17 protein-coding genes are annotated in these 18,251 nt (G+C 61.7%); 8 read left to right on the plus strand and 9 right to left on the minus strand.

Annotated features, from left to right (window positions below):
• The gene (locus tag EGM97_RS11610) at positions 1 to 1,047 is read right to left on the minus strand and encodes a class I SAM-dependent methyltransferase (protein WP_238964667.1); all 1,047 of its coding nucleotides are present in this window, start codon (positions 1,045 to 1,047) and stop codon (positions 1 to 3) included.
• A 211-nt stretch (positions 1,048 to 1,258) separates the two neighbouring features.
• On the opposite strand from EGM97_RS11610, the gene EGM97_RS11615 reads away from it, so the two are divergent.
• Positions 1,259 to 1,714: a type VI secretion system amidase immunity protein Tai4 gene (locus EGM97_RS11615; protein WP_238964666.1), complete on the plus strand. Its 456-nt coding sequence runs from the start codon at positions 1,259 to 1,261 to the stop codon at positions 1,712 to 1,714.
• A 121-nt stretch (positions 1,715 to 1,835) separates the two neighbouring features.
• Here EGM97_RS11615 and EGM97_RS11620 read toward each other — a convergent pair whose 3' ends face one another.
• From EGM97_RS11620 to EGM97_RS11635, 4 genes are all read right to left on the minus strand, one after another.
• Positions 1,836 to 2,015 (minus strand): DUF2986 domain-containing protein, encoded by a 180-nt coding sequence (locus EGM97_RS11620; protein WP_238964665.1) that lies wholly within the window; start codon positions 2,013 to 2,015, stop codon positions 1,836 to 1,838.
• Positions 2,016 to 2,088: 73 nt separating this feature from the next.
• Positions 2,089 to 2,967, minus strand: coding sequence for a hypothetical protein (locus EGM97_RS11625; RefSeq protein WP_238964664.1), 879 nt, complete (start codon positions 2,965 to 2,967; stop codon positions 2,089 to 2,091).
• Between the two features lie 148 nt (positions 2,968 to 3,115).
• On the minus strand, positions 3,116 to 5,170 hold the full coding sequence (locus EGM97_RS11630; protein ID WP_238964663.1) for a 2Fe-2S iron-sulfur cluster-binding protein: 2,055 nt from the start codon (positions 5,168 to 5,170) through the stop codon (positions 3,116 to 3,118).
• 190 nt (positions 5,171 to 5,360) lie between these two features.
• The gene (locus EGM97_RS11635; protein WP_238964662.1) at positions 5,361 to 6,602 is read right to left on the minus strand and encodes an OprD family porin; all 1,242 of its coding nucleotides are present in this window, start codon (positions 6,600 to 6,602) and stop codon (positions 5,361 to 5,363) included.
• A gap of 341 nt (positions 6,603 to 6,943) precedes the next feature.
• Here EGM97_RS11635 and EGM97_RS11640 point away from each other — a divergent pair, with 341 nt between their 5' ends.
• From EGM97_RS11640 to EGM97_RS11670, 7 genes are all read left to right on the plus strand, one after another.
• Positions 6,944 to 7,747: a putative hydro-lyase gene (locus EGM97_RS11640; RefSeq protein ID WP_238964661.1), complete on the plus strand. Its 804-nt coding sequence runs from the start codon at positions 6,944 to 6,946 to the stop codon at positions 7,745 to 7,747.
• Between the two features lie 30 nt (positions 7,748 to 7,777).
• Positions 7,778 to 8,317 (plus strand): hypothetical protein, encoded by a 540-nt coding sequence (locus EGM97_RS11645; protein ID WP_238964660.1) that lies wholly within the window; start codon positions 7,778 to 7,780, stop codon positions 8,315 to 8,317.
• Positions 8,318 to 8,354: 37 nt separating this feature from the next.
• Entirely contained in the window at positions 8,355 to 9,275 is a 921-nt protein-coding gene (locus EGM97_RS11650) for a LysR family transcriptional regulator (RefSeq protein ID WP_238964659.1), read from the plus strand.
• A gap of 160 nt (positions 9,276 to 9,435) precedes the next feature.
• On the plus strand, positions 9,436 to 10,815 hold the full coding sequence (locus EGM97_RS11655) for a UDP-glucose dehydrogenase family protein (RefSeq protein WP_238964658.1): 1,380 nt from the start codon (positions 9,436 to 9,438) through the stop codon (positions 10,813 to 10,815).
• A 176-nt stretch (positions 10,816 to 10,991) separates the two neighbouring features.
• Positions 10,992 to 11,699 carry an HPP family protein gene (locus tag EGM97_RS11660; RefSeq protein WP_238964657.1) on the plus strand — a complete coding sequence of 236 codons (708 nt, stop codon included), beginning with the start codon at positions 10,992 to 10,994 and terminating at the stop codon, positions 11,697 to 11,699.
• Positions 11,700 to 11,833: 134 nt separating this feature from the next.
• Positions 11,834 to 12,940 (plus strand): enoyl-CoA hydratase/isomerase family protein, encoded by a 1,107-nt coding sequence (locus tag EGM97_RS11665; protein WP_238964656.1) that lies wholly within the window; start codon positions 11,834 to 11,836, stop codon positions 12,938 to 12,940.
• Between the two features lie 4 nt (positions 12,941 to 12,944).
• Complete coding sequence (locus EGM97_RS11670) at positions 12,945 to 14,096, plus strand: acyl-CoA dehydrogenase family protein (protein WP_238964655.1); 1,152 nt, start codon at positions 12,945 to 12,947, stop codon at positions 14,094 to 14,096.
• A gap of 257 nt (positions 14,097 to 14,353) precedes the next feature.
• Here the strand turns inward: EGM97_RS11670 and EGM97_RS11675 are convergent, their stop codons facing one another.
• From EGM97_RS11675 to EGM97_RS11690, 4 genes are read right to left on the minus strand one after another with little or no spacing between them, the layout of a single operon-like run.
• Complete coding sequence (locus EGM97_RS11675; RefSeq protein ID WP_238964654.1) at positions 14,354 to 15,127, minus strand: enoyl-CoA hydratase; 774 nt, start codon at positions 15,125 to 15,127, stop codon at positions 14,354 to 14,356.
• Between the two features lie 13 nt (positions 15,128 to 15,140).
• On the minus strand, positions 15,141 to 16,268 hold the full coding sequence (locus EGM97_RS11680) for an acyl-CoA dehydrogenase (RefSeq protein ID WP_238964653.1): 1,128 nt from the start codon (positions 16,266 to 16,268) through the stop codon (positions 15,141 to 15,143).
• 9 nt (positions 16,269 to 16,277) lie between these two features.
• The gene (locus EGM97_RS11685) at positions 16,278 to 17,465 is read right to left on the minus strand and encodes an acetyl-CoA C-acyltransferase (protein ID WP_238964652.1); all 1,188 of its coding nucleotides are present in this window, start codon (positions 17,463 to 17,465) and stop codon (positions 16,278 to 16,280) included.
• 14 nt (positions 17,466 to 17,479) lie between these two features.
• A complete protein-coding gene (locus tag EGM97_RS11690; protein WP_238964651.1) occupies positions 17,480 to 18,241 on the minus strand; it encodes an SDR family NAD(P)-dependent oxidoreductase in 762 nt (253 codons plus the stop codon).
• Positions 18,242 to 18,251: the final 10 nt, after the last annotated feature.

The following is an 18,251-nucleotide window of genomic DNA, read 5'->3' on the forward strand; positions in this document are numbered from 1 at the left end:
TTACTTACGAGCCTCCAGAATCAGGTTGAAAGGCGTTTCTGCCGCACGACGCAGGTGTCTGAAACCCGCCGCCTCGAAAACTTCCCGCAACCTTGCCTCCCCGGCCTGCGCACCGAGCCCCAACCCAACCTCCTGGGACAACGAGTTCGGCGTGCAGATAAAGGTGGATGCGGCGTAGAACAGCCGTCCGACAGGGTTGATGTTCTCGTCGAGCGTGTCCTTGGCATAGGGTTCGACCAACAGCACTGTTCCGTCTGCTTTCAGCGACCGATACGCATGTTGCGCCGCACCGACCGGGTCGCCCATGTCGTGCAGGCAATCGAAATAGCAGATCAGGTCGTAATCCTCTCCCGGAAAATCCTTGGCGGTGTTTTGGGCAAAACTGACGCGCTCATCGACGCCGCCCTCCTTGGCCCGCTGCATGGCGGTCACGATGGAGGGACCGTGATAATCGAAACCCACGAAGCGCGACGCCGGAAAGGCCTGCGCCATGACGATGGTCGAAGCCCCGTGCCCACAGCCAACGTCCGCAACCCGTGCACCGGCCGTGAGCTTTTCCACGACCCCTTCCAATGCCGGCAACCACTGCGACACCAGATAGGTTTTGTAACCGGGCCGGAAAAAACGCTCGGTACCGCTGAACATACAGGGGTGATGATCGCCCCAGGCCAGCCCGCCATCGCCACGCATGGCCGCCACCAGTTTGTCCTTGTCGTGGAACATGGAGGCCACCACCATGACGCCGCCCGCCGCGTACACCGGCGAGTCCTCGATGGCCAATGCCATCGCCTGCTCCTCGGGCAGCACGAATTGTCCTTCTCGGTGCTCCATATAGCCGGACGCCACGTGAGCGCTCAGCCACTCCCGGACCAGCCGCGGGTTGCAACCGGTCCTGGAAGCAAGCGCCTCGGGAGTCACCGGTTGGCTGTCGGCCATGGCCTTGTACAGCCCGAGTTCATCACCCAGTATCACATTGGCGAGCATGGCCGAGGCGCCCATGTCGGACACCAGCTTACCCATGAACTCGTTCAGTTTTGCCTCGTCCATTACGTACCCTCCTGCAAGAAGGCCACCGTCGACACGGGCGTAAAGAACCTGAAGAATGTTTGCGGTGGTCGGATGGATAACCACGCGGGGCTGAAAGCCACCGCTGGGATACCCAGTCTATGCCTGGATCAGAACCGGCGCGGTATGACGCGACGCCCGGTGGATCTCGGCACGGGTCTATAGTTGCTGCTTTTCTCTTGAGCTGGCCTTGATGAAGTATCTAACCACCGCCCTGATCCTGGCTTGGGCATCCCTGCCCTCCAGCAGCTGGTCCAAGGACGACCCGAGCCACTCGCCACAGGCCGCCGGGCGCAGCTACGCACAGAACTACAAAGACATGGCACTGGCAGACTGCATCGCGACCGCCTACAAAAGCGAACCCAAAGCGGCCGCGGATGCCGGAAGCAGCGCCAGCGCGCTGATGGACTGGACCTATTTCGACTTCGAACAGGCGCCGCAAGCCAGTCACCCGCTGGTTGAGCAGTTCCTGGCGCGCGATTACGGCAACCCTTTGGTCGAATCGGAACGTAAAGGGGTTCGCTTTGACCTGCTCAAATGCCTGGACCTGTATCACAGCAAAGAACTGGACGAGCAGGTCAGGCAATGGGTGATCAAACCCGACCATACCTATCGCCAGGACAATCCGCCGGGTGCCAGGAAGGACTGACTCTCCCGCATTCGCGCAAGCAGGATCGCGGCCGGATCGTGATCAAGGTCGATGTTTCAACTACGAAACAGGACGCGATACAGGTCTACGGAACATCACCCCCTACCCTGCGTCGCCCGGATCAATCGGTGCTCAACGTATCAACACTCGACGATATCGACTGAGCCGCAGCCGATTCAGCCTCCAGTTTCAAACGATCGGCCTTGCTGATGTACTTGGGTTTGTTTCGCGGGGCCAGTTTGGCGCTGGCTTTCTTGGCGTGGGCTTCCAGGAGCTGCTTGATTTTCTTGCGACGATTCATCTTCTTTGCCCGGCCGGTGCGTTTTTGAATGCTGACAGCTTAACGCATTGAGTCCCTCGCCCGCTTCACCGCGTCACGCGGCCTTTGCCTGGGCTTTCGCAACCAATGCCTCGATCCACGGGACCTCTATCGGATTGACCACCCCATAGCGGTCCGGCGCGAAAAACTTCCAGTGATGGGCCGCGTCGTCCAGGCGTTCGAGTTCGGGCGCGCTGAGCCAGTAATCGGTGCAGGCCAGCTCAATCGGCATCCCGGAAAAGCGCAGCCCCAACGAAATGTTGGTGCGCGGGGCAAACGCAATGGCCAGGTCACGATTCACCTGCAGGTGCTTGCTCGCCGGGGGCTGCACGGTCTTGCCGTAACCCGCGAAGCTGCCTGCAATGAAGTGACGCAGCACCAGCCATTGCCCTTCGGCGGTTTGCGTCAGGATCCATTGCGAGACGCCGCTGTCGGGCATCTCCTGGATGCGCTCGCCGAGCCATTGCGGGATATGGCACCGGTCAGGGTCATAATCGAGCGACCACAGGCTGACGCCACGAATCAGGGTGTGCCGCTCCAGTTCCACTTCGCCGTGCTCGGGCATGTCTCGCCAGTAACGCAGCCTTAGGTCGTGTAGAGCGCGGTGCCTGTTCCAGGCCACCCAGCCGGCAACGAACAGCACCGTGCCCGCCGCGAGCCATCCCAGTGTGTGTGCCCCGTAGCGATCGATATCGAAGTCCGGGTCGAACAGCCCCTGATAGACCCAGATGCCCAGGAACAGGACCAGTGCCGGCAATACAGGTCCGATAGCGAGCGGCATCACAGTCCATTGCAGCCAGCCGCTGGTGTGAACACTCGCTCGATAATGCGCCCAGGCCCTTTCCTGATCCAGCATCGGCGCACGTTCACGGGCAGCGATGTTGGCGTCGGGCGAATGGAAATCCACGTACAGGTCGTAGTCATTGGCGGGCATATCGAGGGGGGAGTCCTGGGTTTGGTTTACTACGAAGGGGGCATAACGGTAGCCTCATCCCCCCGACGTTGTCTAACCCCTGCCCGATGGCGAAGCGCCCGGGCGCATCCGCCGGGCCATCTGGGCCGAAAGCATCCAGAGGCGCCCTTCACACCTCCAGCACCAGCGTCTCGCTGCCTTGGGCCGGCACCGCGCAGCAGATCAGGACCTCGTCTTGCGCCAACGGCATGGCCGGCGTGTTCAGGTAATGCACCTGGCCGCGGGTCATGCGGGTTTTACAGGTGCCGCACGAACCGCCACGGCAGCTGAACTCGGGGCTCAATCCCCGGGCTTCCGCCAGCTCCAGTAACGTTCCGTTGCCGGGCTCCCAACGCCCTTCCTTGGCCGAGGTGGCGAACAATACCTTGACCGGTTCGCTCGCGGCAGGCACTTGCTGTACCGCTGGCAGGCTGATTTCAACGTCACGCACCAGGGTGGACGGGCCGAAAGTTTCTGCATGGATGCGGTCGTCCGGGATGCGCAGCCCGCGCAAACCGTCATACAGCGCCTGAGTAAAACTGCCCGGCCCGCACAGGTAGTAATCGTAGTCGTTGAGGGGCAGCCATTGCTTGAGCAGCTCGATGTCGATCCGGCCTTCGGCCTCATAGCCTTTGCCAGCGTCGGCCCCGACGGGCGGCTGGCTGACCATCCGCAACACCCGGACCTTGCCGCCCGAGCGGGCAACCAACGCGTCGATCTCTTCACGAAAGGCCAGGTCGGCCACGGTACGGGCACTTTGCACCATCCAGACCGGACGCATGCGATTGATACGCAGCCCTTGGTAAACCACCTCGCGCAGCATCGACAACAGCGGCGTCACACCGACGCCCGCCGCCAGCAGCACCAGGGGACGTCGCTCAGTGGCTTGCACGATGAAATGCCCTTGGGGTGCCCGCACTTCGATTTCATCCCCTACTTGTACCCGGTCATGCAAGTGGGAAGATACCGAGCCATCGCGCTTGACGCTGATGCGCAGGAAATCATCCGACGGTGCGCTGGAGACGCTGTAGGTTCGAATCACCGCGGCCGCCTGGCCCTGCAACGCTACCCGTACGGGCAAATGCTGCCCGGCGTCGAAGCCGGGCAAACCGACACCGTCCGTGGCCTCCAGATAGAAGGAACGGATGTTGGGGCTCTCGTCCACGATGCGAGCAACCCGCAACGCACGCCAGCGTGTGCGCATGGCCTCGGCCTGCAAGCGCTCGGCGGCCTGTTCCCAACTGCCGGTCATCGACGAATTGGGTGAATCACCGTCGGCCTGATCGTCCCAACGCAACGGGATCGCGGCCCGGCGCAAGACAATGCGCTGCGGCGTGAACCGCCATAACCGTTCGGCGCCCTGGAACGCGGCGATTTCCGGCGAGTCCAGCAAAACCTCTGCCGAGCCGGTCATCTGCACAAGATCGCCGGTGGCGAAATCGATGAAAAGCAGCCCGGCACGCGGATTGAGCTGGATGTTGCCCAACGTGTTGAAAAACAGGTTTCCGGAAAAGTCCGGAATGGTCAGCGTCCCGGCCTCGTCCATGCGCACGAAACCAGGCTTGCCACCCCGGTGGGACGCATCGATCTGCCGTTCGCCGTCACGCTCTACGTAGGTGGCGACGTGAAACGAATCCGCTGCAGTGACCAGGCGACGTACGAGCGGATCCGCCACCGTCAGCTCAAGCGCTTCGGATTCCTGCACGTCGACAAAGCGGTACTGACGCAGATTGATATAGCGCGGGCAATTGCCATAAGCCTGGCGGACCGTGATGTCCACGCCATGGTCGAGCCGACGGACAATGGTGCCGTTCATGCGGTTGCGCCGACGGGTGTGCAATTCGATGCCCAGCAGGCCGATGGCGTCACCCGCGTTCATGCCCGCCTGGGCCGGATCGTCCGGCTGCGGCGCAAAATCGATGTGCAGTGTCTGTGGATCGGGCGAATTCATGAAACCGGGTTGTCCCGTGCGGAGCGTGGCCCACACGTCACCTTGAGGATCCACCGCCCCCAGCACGACGAAAGGCAGTTGGGCGTAGAACTCCCGATGCTGGTCCGGCATCCATGTCCGGGACATCTGCCGTTGGCCGACACCGACCATCATCTCCACCGCGCCGACGGAGCGTTGCAGGGTCAGTTCGCCTTCATGCCAGGGGGAGCCGGTTGCTGTCGAGGCGTTGTCCATGGGTCTGTCCTCCTGCCCGCAGGGATGACACTACGGTGTGGGTGGGTTCGCACCCGATGCACAGGTGCGTTGTCATGGGCTCATCTTCTGTCGTTTGCCGACGAGGCGGAATACCCATGAACCGCAATCCACCCTTTCATAAAATGCAATAGCGCCGCTCACGCAGCAGCGCCATCGCGGGCATCGAGGGTTACCAAAGCGACATCGTATAGCTGACGATCAAGCGGTTCTCATCCAGGTCATTACCGAAGTTCGAGCGGACCGAGGCGTTGCGCCATTTCAGGCCCAACCCCTTGAACGTGCCGTCCTGTACGACATAGGCAATGTCCGTGTTGCGCTCCCATTCCTTGCCTTCGCCGGGCGCGGTGCGTTGCACGTTGTCGCCTGAAATGTAGCGCGTCATGAACGTCAATCCCGGTAGGCCGAGCGCAGCAAAATTGTAGTCATAGCGGGCCTGCCAGGAGCGTTCGTCGACGTTGGCGAAGTCGCCGATCTGCACGAAGTTCACCAGGTACGGGTCACTGCGGCTGATATACGGGAACGGATCGTCACCGCTCATGCGCTGATAGCCCAGGCCCAGGGCATGTCCACCGAGGCTATAGGTGAACAAGGCGCCGAACGCCTGGTTGTCCAGGTCACGGAAATTGCCGTCCTCTGTGCTGCGCGAGTAGCGCACATCACTTTTGAGGGACTGACCGCCGCCCAGGTCCAGGGTATGCACGAACCCGAGGTAGTTCTGCTGATAGATGTCTTCCAGCCTCCCGTAACGGTATTGCGCCGTGAGATTTGGCAGGAATTGATAGTCCGCCCCGGCGAACTGGAACTTGTCGCTGGTGCCGCCGATGCGGTTGGCGGTCATGTCCTGGTAATCGGTGGAGTCGACGAAGTTGATCTGGGTGAGCTGCCCGCCGGTCAGTTTCAGTCGGTCAATTTCCTGCACGTTCACCTGGCCGCCCTTGAACGTTCCCGGTAACAGGCGGGTGTCGTTGGAGTTGACCACCGGGTCTTTGATTTGCAGCGTGCCCAGCTTGAGGGTGCTGTTGGACAGGCGCATCTTGGCGGTCAGGCCCACTTCCCCATAGCGGTCTTGAGAACCTCCGGACGAATCCGCCGGCAACAGATTGGTGCCCGACGTGCCGCCCCCGGAGTCCAGTTTGAAACCGGCCATGGCCAGGGCGTCCAGACCGAAGCCGACGGTGCCGGCGGTGTATCCCGACTCCATCCGCAACAGGAAACCCTGCGCCCACTCTTCGGCCTTGTCCCGGGCGCCCGTCTGGCGAAAGTCGCGATTGAAATAGAAGTTGCGTGCTTCCAGGCTGCCTTTGCTGTCGGCGATGAAATCGGCGTGGGCGCTGGGTAAACCAATCAAGCTCAAACCCAATGCCGCGCCAAGCGGGGTGTAAATCGGTTGGATGGGGTTGAAATGTCGCATGCGTGCTCCTTTTATCGACGCGAGCGAACCCTTTCGGGGGGCTTTGCGTGCGCCTCGTTATTGTTGTGTGAAGACGTTGTCGTGGGGACACGGACGCCATCAGCGGCGTCGTGGTGCGGATTCTTCGTTTGGCGATCCGGAAGCGTCAAACGGGAAAAAAGCCGGATCGGCCATAAGAAAATCTGATGCACCGTGGGCTCTGATTCGGAGTGATCGTTGCAGTTGCTGGCAATCACACCCTGGCGATAACTTTTACTTGTCGCACGCACCAACATTCCTTGTTGGACGCCGGCATCGCGGGCTTTTAGGGTAAAAATCCAACAAGAACAGGCGCCACTTCGATGACTCAGCCAGCCCCCACCTTCGAGCAACTGCAGCAGTACGAACCGCCAGCCCTTCGCCAGAGCATCGCCGCCGGCCATTATCAGGGGCACACCAGCGGACTGGGTCCGGGCCGGGTGCAAGCCAACATCGTGATTTTGCCCGGCGATTGGGCCGACGAATTCCTGCGCTACTGCACACTGAACCGCCAAGCCTGTCCGATATTGGACGTGACCGAACCCGGCGATCCGTATTTCCGTCACCTGGGCAGCGCCATCGATATCCGCCATGACGTGCCCCGCTACCGAGTCTTCCGCCACGGTGAACTGAGCGAGGACCCCCTCGACATCGAACACCTGTGGCAGGACGACATGGTCGCCTTCGCCCTCGGTTGCTCGTTCTCCTTCGAACAACCGTTGCTGGAAGCCGGCATTCATCTGCGGCATATCGAGCTGGGCCGTAATGTCGCCATGTTCCGGACCAACATCGACACGCGCCCCACCGCCCGGCTGGCCGGCAAAATGGTCGTGAGCATGCGCCCGATGAAGGCCGCTGCCGCCATTCAGGCCATCCAGATCACTGGCCGCATGCCCAACGTCCATGGTGCCCCGGTGCATATCGGCGACCCGGCCCTGATCGGCATCGCATCCCTGGACCGGCCGGATTACGGCGATGCCGTACCGGTCGAAGCGGACGAAATCCCGGTATTCTGGGCCTGTGGCGTGACACCGCAATCGGTGGTCCAGGCGTCCCGTCCACCGCTGTGCATCACCCATGCACCGGGGTGCATGCTGGTGACGGACTTGTGGAACAGTGCGTTGTAAGCACAGCGAACAACCTGATGTGGACTGACGATGAACACAGCCCGGCTATCGATCCAACGCTACATTGACGCCAAGGATGGCAACCGCCCTCACCTGCTCGACCAGGCTTTCACGACCGAGGCTACCCTGGACATGGTGGTGCGCACCGGCGCCATTTCCTTTCCGGGGCACGTGGAAGGTCGCGAGGGCATCGGCGAGGTCCTGGTCAGGCGCTTTGGCCAGACCTTCGAGAACGTTTATACGTTTTGCCTGGGAGCTCCGCCCCCCGTGGATGCCAACGCTTTCCAGTGCAAATGGCTGGTGGCGATGTCGGACAAAAACAGCGGCGAGGTCCGTGTCGGTTGTGGTCTGTACGACTGGCAGTTCGAACCTGGGTCGAAGCGGGTCGAGGGTCTGACGATCACGATCGAGCACATGGAAATTCTGCCAGCGGCCAATCTACCTGTGATAATGGCCTGGGTTTCCGGGCTGGACTATCCATGGTGCGATCCTCAGGCGGCGCTGAGCAATGTACCGGATGCGACCGAGCTTCAACCCGTGATCCACTATGCGAGGGCCGACATGCTTTAACCGGCTCATGGCCCATCTGTTCCTCAGGAGCGTCCCAATGAACATCAAGTTTCTGGAAACCTTCGTCTGGGTCGCTCGCCTGAAAAGTTTCCGGCTCACGGCGGAAAAACTGTTCACCACCCAGGCCTCGATTTCCAGCCGCATCGCGGCCCTGGAAGACGAAATGGGCGTGCGCCTGTTCGTGCGCGACTCCAAAGGTGTGTCGCTGACGTCCGAAGGGCAGCGGGTGCTGGAATACGCCGAGCGCATCATGGACACCATGCAAAGCATGAAAGCCGTGATCAAGGATCCGCGTCAGGTCCGCGGCCGGATCCGTATCGGCGCCATGGATACGGTGATCCATACCTGGATCAGCCCCCTGGTGACACGCCTGATGGAGTGCTATCCGGCCCTGGAAATCGAATTGTCGGCCGACACGGCGAGCAACCTGTGCTCACAATTGGAGAAAGGCTACCAGGACATTATTTTCCAGACCGACATCCTGCGCCTGGACAGCGTACGCAATGCCCTGCTGACCCGATACCCGATGCATTGGGTGGTGCGCACCGGCTCTGTCTATGACCGCCCTTACGCATCGTTGGATGACCTGTCCCACGAGCGCATCGTCACCTTCTCGCGCAATTCGCGGCCGCATCAGGACATCCTCAACCTGCTGCATTCGGCGAACATTGTTTCGCCACGCATCAACTGCGTGAACTCGGCATCGGCCATCACGCGCCTGGTCCGCGACGGTTTTGGCATCGGCGCCATGCCCGCGGCACTGGTCCAGGGCGAACTGGCCCAAGGCACACTGAAACTGGTCGACGGCGTACCGCTGCCCTCGGTGATGGACATCGTCGCCAGTTGGCGTACCGGCGCGGGCATGGAACGGGTGGAAGACATCGTCAGCCTCACCCGGGATGTAGTGGGTGAGTTCGTTGCGCAATTGCCTGTCGCCTACCGACTGGATTCAGACTGATCTGTTGCTCAACGGCACCTGCCTGCCTTTTTCCCACTGATTCGCACTGCGACTTCCCGCTGTAAGTGAATTGCAATGTCCCGGACATACGCTGGGAAGAACGCACGGCCCGACGGCTGGCTGTGCATCTTCGTCCGTTCGGATGGCCAGGGAGTCCGCTATGAGAATCAGTGTCTTCGGAAGTGGTTACGTCGGCTTGGTGCAGGCCGCCGTATTGGCCGAAGTGGGTCACGACGTCATTTGCATGGACATCGATGAGCGCAAGGTCGAAAGCCTGCGCCAGGGACAGGTCAGCATCTATGAGCCGGGCCTGGCAGCGCTGGTGCGTGAGGGGGTCGAGGCCGGACGCCTGCATTTCACCAGTGACGAACGGCTCGCCGTGCAGCACGGCCAGGTCCTGTTCATCGCGGTCGGCACGCCTTCCAGGGCGGATGGCTCGGCCGACCTGTCCCAGGTCATGTCAGTCGGCGAAGCCGTCGCACGCTACCGCGAGCAGCCGGTCATCGTGGTGGAAAAATCCACCGTGCCCGTGGGCACCGGCGATGCTTTGCACGCACACATCAATAAATGCCTGATCAAGGCCGGTCGCTTGCTGCAGTTCGATATCGTGTCCAACCCGGAGTTTCTCAAGGAAGGCTCCGCCGTCGCCGATTGCCGGCGTCCGGACCGGATCGTGATCGGTTGCGAGCGCGAGGAAGTCCGGGAAACCATGCGTGACCTGTATGCACCGTTCAACCGTAACCACGAGCGTGTGCTGTTCATGGACCTGCGCAGCGCCGAACTGACCAAGTACGCCGCCAACGCCATGTTGGCGACCAAGATCAGCTTCATCAACCAGATCGCGGAACTGGCGGAACATCTGGGGGCCGACATTGAGGCCGTACGCCTGGGCATCGGCGCGGACTCGCGCATCGGTTATCACTTCATCTATCCGGGTTGCGGCTACGGTGGTTCGTGTTTTCCCAAGGACATGCGCGCCCTGATCCACAGTGCCGAGCAGGCACACTGCGCCAGCGATCTGCTGCAAGCGGTGGAAGCCATCAACGGGCGGCAGAAACACAAGCTGTTCGAGCGCATCAAGGCTTACTACAAGGGCGATTTGCGCGGCAAGACCTTCGCACTGTGGGGCCTGGCCTTCAAACCCAATACCGACGATATGCGCGATGCGCCCAGCCGTGCACTCCTGCAAGCGCTGTGGGCCGCTGGCGCCAGTGTTCGCGCGTTTGACCCCGAGGCGATGCTGCAGACCCAGCAGTTGTACCCCAACGAGGCGAAACTCATGCTGATGGGTACCCCGGAATCGGTCTTGCCGGGCGCCGATGCGCTGATCATCTGCACCGAGTGGCAACCCTTCAAGGCGCCGGACTTTGACTTGATCCATCAGCGGCTCAAAGCTCCGGTCATCTTTGATGGTCGCAACCTGTACGACCCGGAGCGCATGAACAGCAAAGGTTTTATCTACTTTCCGATGGGGCGCGGCCAATCCTGCGACTTGCCTGTCGCACCCCCCGTACATTTCCAAATGCCTCGCAGTGCATGAATGCCTCTTTAACTCAAAATAAATGCACTAGAACAGCATTAATATGAATTTGTAAGTGAAGGGGCTGAACGGCAGACTGTACGTCGTTCCTCACCCCCAACTGTTGGAACACTTAAAGGGCTTTCTGGGATCTTCCCGTAAGCCCCTTTTTTTGTTCGTTTTTTGGATTTTGCTGAATGCTTGCTCGCTGGATCCCCGCTGCTATCAATACCCGTCCGACCGAATGGAGCCGCGCCGCCATCGGCATGGCGCTCGGAACGATGTTCAGTGTCTGGCTCTGCAGCCAGGTCTATGGCCTGGAAGTGGCTCAACATTTAATTGGCCCCCTGGGTGCCTCTGCGGTGCTGCTGTTTGCCGTGTCTTCGGGCGCCCTGGCCCAGCCCTGGTCGATTTTTGGCGGCTACCTCTGCGCATCGGTCGTGGCGCTTTTGGTCGCTCATGTGCTGGGCCGTACGCTGGGCAGTGCCTGTCTGGCAGCCGGTATGGCGCTGGTGCTGATGTGCTGGTTGCGCTGCGTTCATCCGCCAGCAGGCGCCTTGGCCGCGACCATGGTGTTGGCCGACCCGTCCATCATTGCCTTGGACTGGCAGGGTGTCGCAGCCGCCATGCTGGCCGGTTCGGCCCTGCTCGCCAGTGCCTTGGCCTACAACAATCTGACGCGAGTGCGCTATCCGAAGCGAGCCGCCGAACCGGTCGCCGTCATTCCGGCCGATCACCCTCCTGTCGACAGCCAGGCCATCACCGCCGAAGACTTGAAACGCGCTCTTGAGGAAATGGAAGCATTTTTCGACGTAACCCCCGAAGATCTCGAACAATTGATCCACGCCAGCGAGCGACATGCCAAGCGCCGAAGCATCACAGAGGTACTGTCAGGTCGCGGATGATTCGGTGACTGCTATAAATATGCAGAAAGGACCTGCACGTATGCCGGTTGTGCAATGCAAATTTGCACTGTTACGATCCAGACCGGGTACGTGCGACACAATTCATAAAGAACAATAAAAGCAGGGAGTTAGCGATGACTGCTCAGGTTTCATCACAACCCGTAGGAAGCGTCCAAGTCGCGACCTGCGAGGTGTTGGTCGAGGTTCGAAACCACATCGGCCATCTGACCCTGAACCGCCCCGCCGGCCTCAATGCGTTGACCCTGGACATGGTCCGCCGCTTGCAGCGACAGCTCGACACCTGGGCTCTCGATCCGCGCATCCATGCGGTGGTCTTGCGCGGCGCTGGCGAGAAGGCGTTCTGCGCCGGGGGCGATATACGTTCGCTCTACGACAGCTTCAAACAGGGCGAGACCCTGCATGAAGACTTTTTCGTCGAGGAATACGCCCTCGACCTGACGATCCATCACTACCGTAAACCCATCGTTGCACTGATGGACGGTTTCGTCCTGGGCGGTGGCATGGGTCTGGTGCAGGGCGCAGACCTGCGGATCGTCACCGAACGCAGCCGTCTGGGTATGCCGGAAACCGGCATCGGCTATTTCCCGGACGTGGGCGGCAGTTATTTCCTGCCGCGCATTCCCGGCGAGCTGGGCATCTATCTGGGCGTCAGCGGGGTCCAGATACGCGCTGCCGACGCGTTGTACTGCGGACTGGCCGACTGGTATCTGGAGAGCCACAAACTCCTGCAACTCGATGAGCGCCTGGACCGGCTGGAGTGGAGCGATACGCCGCTCAAGGACCTGCAAAGCCTGCTGGCCAAGCTTGCCGTGCAGCAATTGCCAGCCCCTCCCCTCGACGCCCTGCGCCCGGCCATCGATCATTTTTTTGCCTTGCCCGACGTACCGAGCATGGTCGAGCAGTTGCGTCAGGTGACGGTCGCCAACAGCCGTGAATGGGCCTTGGAAACCGCCGACCTGCTGGCGTCCCGCTCCCCCCTGGCCATGGCCGTGACCCTGGAAATGTTGCGGCGTGGCCGGCATCTGAGCCTGGAAAACTGCTTTGCCCTGGAGTTGCACCTGGACCGGCAATGGTTCGAGCGTGGCGACCTGATCGAGGGCGTGCGCGCGCTGCTGATCGATAAAGACAAAAAACCGCGCTGGAACCCGCCGACCCTGCAAGCGCTGGACGCTGGGCACGTAGCGAGTTTCTTCGACGGTTTCGACGACCTTGGGAATTGACTCCATGCACGACCTCGAACTGACTGAAGAACAAGTGATGATCCGCGACATGGCCAGGGATTTTGCCCGCGGCGAAATCGCGCCCCATGCACAGGCCTGGGAAAAGGCCGGCTGGATCGACGACGGTGTCGTGACGAAGATGGGTGAATTGGGCCTGCTGGGCATGGTGGTGCCCGAAGAATGGGGCGGCACCTACGTGGACTACGTGGCCTATGCGCTGGCGGTGGAAGAAATTTCCGCGGGCGATGGCGCGCTTGGGGCACTGATGAGCATCCACAACTCGGTGGGGTGCGGGCCGGTGCTGAACTACGGGACCGATGAGCAGAAGCAGACCTGGCTCGCCGAACTGGCGAGCGGCCAGTCCATTGGCTGCTTCTGCCTGACCGAGCCTCAGGCGGGCTCCGAGGCCCACAACTTGCGCACTCGTGCCGAACTGCGGGATGGTCAATGGGTCATCAACGGCGCCAAGCAGTTCGTCAGCAACGGCAAGCGGGCGAAACTGGCGATCGTGTTTGCCGTGACGGATCCTGACTTGGGCAAGAAAGGCATTTCGGCGTTCCTGGTGCCAACCGATACGCCGGGCTTCATCGTGGACCGCACCGAGCACAAGATGGGCATTCGGGCCTCGGACACCTGCGCGGTGACCCTGAACAACTGCGCCATTCCCGAGGCGAACCTGCTGGGTGCCCGAGGCAAAGGCCTGGCAATCGCCCTCTCCAACCTCGAAGGCGGTCGCATCGGCATAGCGGCCCAGGCCCTGGGTATCGCCCGGGCGGCGTTCGAAGCGGCCCTGGGCTATGCGCGGGATCGGGTGCAGTTCGACAAGGCCATCATCGAACATCAGAGCATTGCCAATCTGCTGGCCGACATGCACACCCGCCTGAACGCGGCCCGCCTGCTGGTCCTCCACGCCGCCCGGTTACGCAGCGCCGGCCAGCCATGCCTGTCGGAAGCGTCCCAGGCCAAGCTGTTCGCCTCGGAAATGGCGGAGAAGGTTTGCTCCTCCGCCATCCAGATTCATGGCGGATATGGCTACCTGGAGGATTACCCGGTGGAGCGCTACTACCGCGATGCGCGGATCACCCAGATCTACGAAGGGTCGAGCGAGATACAGCGGATGGTCATCGCCCGGGAGCTGAAGCACTACCTGGTGTGATGGCTTGAAAAGCATCGCGAGCAGGCTCGCTCCCACAGAGATCCGAGTTGTACGCAACCATTGCATACGACGTCCGACTGTGTGGGAGCGAGCTTGCTCGCGATAGCGGTCTGTCTGGCACTTGGATACTGAATGTGTCGACGTCTTCGCGAGCAGGCTCGCTCCCACAGGGTTCGAGGATGCATGCAGAAGCTGCGACACCTCAAATCCAATGTGGGAGCGAGCCTGCTCGCGATAGCGTCAGTCAGGTCGCCGCGTTACTTGTCCTGGAACTCAGGCGAACGCTTGGCGACGAACGCTGCCATGCCTTCCTTTTGATCCTGCGTGGCAAACGCTGCGTGGAACACCCGACGCTCGAAACGAACACCTTCGGACAGGCTCACTTCAAACGCCCGGTTGACGCTTTCCTTGACCATCATGCTGATCGGCACCGACTTGGAGGCGATCAGCGCGGCGGTTTTCAAGGCGTCGTCCAGCAGTTCGTCAGCCGGTACGATCCGCGCCACGATGCCGCAACGTTCAGCCTCCACCGCGTCGATGAAACGCCCGGTCAGGCACATTTCCATGGCCTTGGCCTTGCCCACCGCACGGGTCAGGCGCTGGGTGCCGCCCATGCCGGGCAGTACACCCAGGTTGACTTCAGGCTGGCCGAACTTGGCGTTGTCGCCGGCCAGGATGAAGTCGCACATCAGCGCCAGTTCGCAGCCGCCGCCCAGAGCAAAGCCGTTTACGGCCGCAATGATGGGCTTGCGGCGATTCGCTACCCGGTCGCTGTCGCTGAACAGGTCATCCAGATAAATCTGCGGATAGGTCAGCTCAGCCATTTCCTTGATATCCGCACCGGCGGCAAAGGCTTTCTTCGACCCCGTCAATACGATGCAGCCGATCTTCGGATCGGCTTCCAGGCTGTCCAGCGCATGGTTCAGTTCGCTGACGATCTGCGCGTTCAAGGCGTTCAGTGCCTGGGGACGGTTGAGGGTGATCAGGCCGACACGGTCTTTGATCTCCAACAAAATCGTTTCGTAATTCATGCAGCACTCCTGTTCAAAGATTGCGCGAAATGACCATGCGCTGAATGTCGCTGGTGCCTTCGTAGATCTGGCAGACCCGCACGTCGCGGTAGATGCGCTCCAGCGGGAAGTCGTTGAGATAACCGTATCCGCCCAGGGTTTGCAACGCCATGGAGCAGACTTTCTCGGCCATTTCCGAGGCGAACAGCTTGGCCATGGACGCCTCCACCAGCGCCGGCTGGTCGTTGTCCCGCAAGGTGGCGGCGTGATGGACCATCTGCCGCGCCACGGCGATCTGGGTCGCCATGTCCGCCAACCGGAACGCCACGGCCTGATGCTCGATGATCGGTTTGCCGAAACTCTGCCGTTCGCGGGCATAGTCCCGGGCGGCCTCGAACGCAGCACGGGCCATGCCCACCGATTGTGCCGCGATGCCGACACGTCCGCCTTCCAGGTTGGCCAGGGCGATCCGGTAACCTTCGCCCTCCTCACCCAACCGATTGGCCACCGGGACCTTCACGTCTTCGAAAAGGATCTGGCACGTATCGGAGGCGTGCTGCCCGAGTTTGTCCTCGACCCGCGCCACGCTGTAGCCCGGCGAATCGGTGGGCACGATGAAGGCGCTGATGCCGCGTTTGCCGGCGCTCGGATCGGTCACCGCGAACACGATCACCACCCCGGCATTCTGCCCCGAGGTGATGAACTGCTTGCTGCCGTTGAGCACGTAATGATCACCTTCCAGGCGCGCCCGTGTCTTGAGGCTGCTGGCGTCCGAACCGGCCTGGGGCTCGGTGAGGGCGAACGCACCGAGCATCGCGCCGCTGGCCAGCGGGGCGAGAAAGCGCTCTTTTTGCTCATCGTTGCCAAACTTCAGGATCGGCACGCAGCCCACCGAGTTGTGCACGCTCATGATGGTCGAACACGCACCATCGCCAGCGGCGATTTCTTCCAGGGCCATGGCATAGGCCAGGTAACCGGTATCGCAACCGCCCCACTGCTCCGGCACGAGCATGCCGAAAAAACCCAGTTCACCCATTTCGGCAATGGCCTCCCTGGGGAAACGGTGCTCGCGATCCCAGTCGGCAGCGAACGGCTTCAAGCGCTCCTGGGCGAAGTCCCGGGCCATGTCACGGATTTGGGTTTGTTCTTCAGTCGGGAGCATGGTGATTCCTTAATACAGGCATTCGACAGCCATGGCCGTGGCTTCGCCGCCGCCGATGCAGATCGCCGCGACGCCGCGCTTGAGGCCTTTTTGACGCAAGGCCGAGACCAATGTCACCAGGATCCGCGCGCCGGACGCGCCAATCGGGTGACCCAAGGCGCACGCGCCGCCGTGGACATTAACCTTACTGTGAGGGATCTCAAGCTTGCCCATGGTCACCAGCCCGACCACGGCAAAGGCTTCGTTGACTTCGAACAGGTCCACCTGATCCAACGACCAACCGGTTTTCTGCATCAGTTTCTTCACTGCACCGACAGGTGCCGTAGGGAACAGGCTCGGCGTGTCGGCAAACGCCGCATGGCCGTGAATCACCGCCAAGGGCTTCAAACCACGTTGTACGGCCTGGCTCTGGCGCATCAGCACCAGCGCTGCGGCGCCATCGGATATGGAACTGGCATTGGCCGCCGTCACCGTACCGCCCTCACGGAACGCCGGTTTGAGGGTGGCGATCTTGTCGATCCGCGCCTTGGGCGGCTGTTCGTCGTGGCTTACAGTGACCTGTTCCTTGCCGACCATGACCTGCAACGGCACGATCTCGGCATCGAAGCTGCCGTCCTTGATCGCTTGCTGGGCACGGGTGGTGGAGGCGATGGCGAACGCGTCCTGGGCCTCGCGGCTGAAACCGTTGGCTTCGGCGCAATCCTCGGCGAAGGTGCCCATCAGGCGGCCCTTGTCGTAGGCGTCCTCCAGGCCATCAAGAAACATATGGTCGAGCACCTTGCCGTGGCCCATGCGCAGGCCGCTGCGGGCGCGATCGAGCAGGTACGGGGCGTTGGACATGCTCTCCATGCCACCGGCCACCACCACGTCGGCGCTGCCGGCGACGAGCATGTCATGGGCCAGGATCGCCGCTTCCATGCCCGAGCCGCACATCTTGTTGAGCGTGGTGCAGCGGGTCGACTTGTCGAGCCCGGCGCCCAGCGCCGCCTGACGCGCCGGGGCCTGGCCCTGGCCGGCCGCGAGCACGCAACCGAACAGGACTTCTTCAACGGCATCAGCGTCGATGCCGGCGCGCTCTACCGCAGCCTTGATGGCGGCAGCCCCCAATTGTGGGGCCGTAAGACTCTTGAGCTCGCCCTGAAAGCCACCCATGGGGGTGCGGACGGCACTGACAATGACAATCGGATCGTTGGACATGGCTAAGTCCTCCTTCATTTGGCGGCCATGCGCAAGGCACCGTCGAGACGGATCACCTCGCCGTTGAGCATGCTGTTTTCAATGATATGCCGGGCCAAGGCCGCATACTCGGCAGGCTTGCCCAGGCGCGGCGGGAACGGCACGCCGGCGGCCAGGGACTCGCGCACCTCGGGCGTCATGCCGGCCATCATCGGGGTTTCGAAAATGCCCGGGGCGATGGTCATCACGCGGATACCGAAGCGGGCCAGTTCCCGAGCCGCCGGCAAGGTCAGGCTGGCAATGGCCCCCTTGGACGCCGAATAGGCCGCCTGGCCGATCTGACCATCGAACGCAGCGACCGAAGCGGTGTTGATGATCACCCCACGCTCACCGTCGTCATTGGCTTCGGTCTCGGCAATGGCCGCCGCCGCGAGGCGCATCAGGTTGAAACTGCCGATCAGGTTGACGTTGATCACCTGGCTGAAGCTTGCCAAGGCGTGCGGACCGTTTTTGCCAAGGATCTTCTCGCCGCGCACGATGCCCGCGCAGTTCACCAGTCCGTTCAAGCCACCAAAGGTGTCGACGGTCGCCTTGACCGCCGCTTCGGCCGCCGCCTCGTTACTGATGTCCGCCACCACGCTCTGGCAGCCCAGTTTTTGCGCCTGGGCGGCCACGGCTTCGGCGTTGAGGTCCACCAGCATTACCTTGGCGCCAGCCTTGACCAGCATCTCGCCGGTGGCCGCGCCCAGGCCGGACGCGCCGCCGCTGACGAGGAAAATCTTGTTGTCGATCTGCATCATGGATTCC

It is taken from the genome of Pseudomonas sp. AF32 (genome assembly GCF_022342325.2).
Classification (GTDB): Bacteria; Pseudomonadota; Gammaproteobacteria; order Pseudomonadales; family Pseudomonadaceae; genus Aquipseudomonas; species Aquipseudomonas uvaldensis.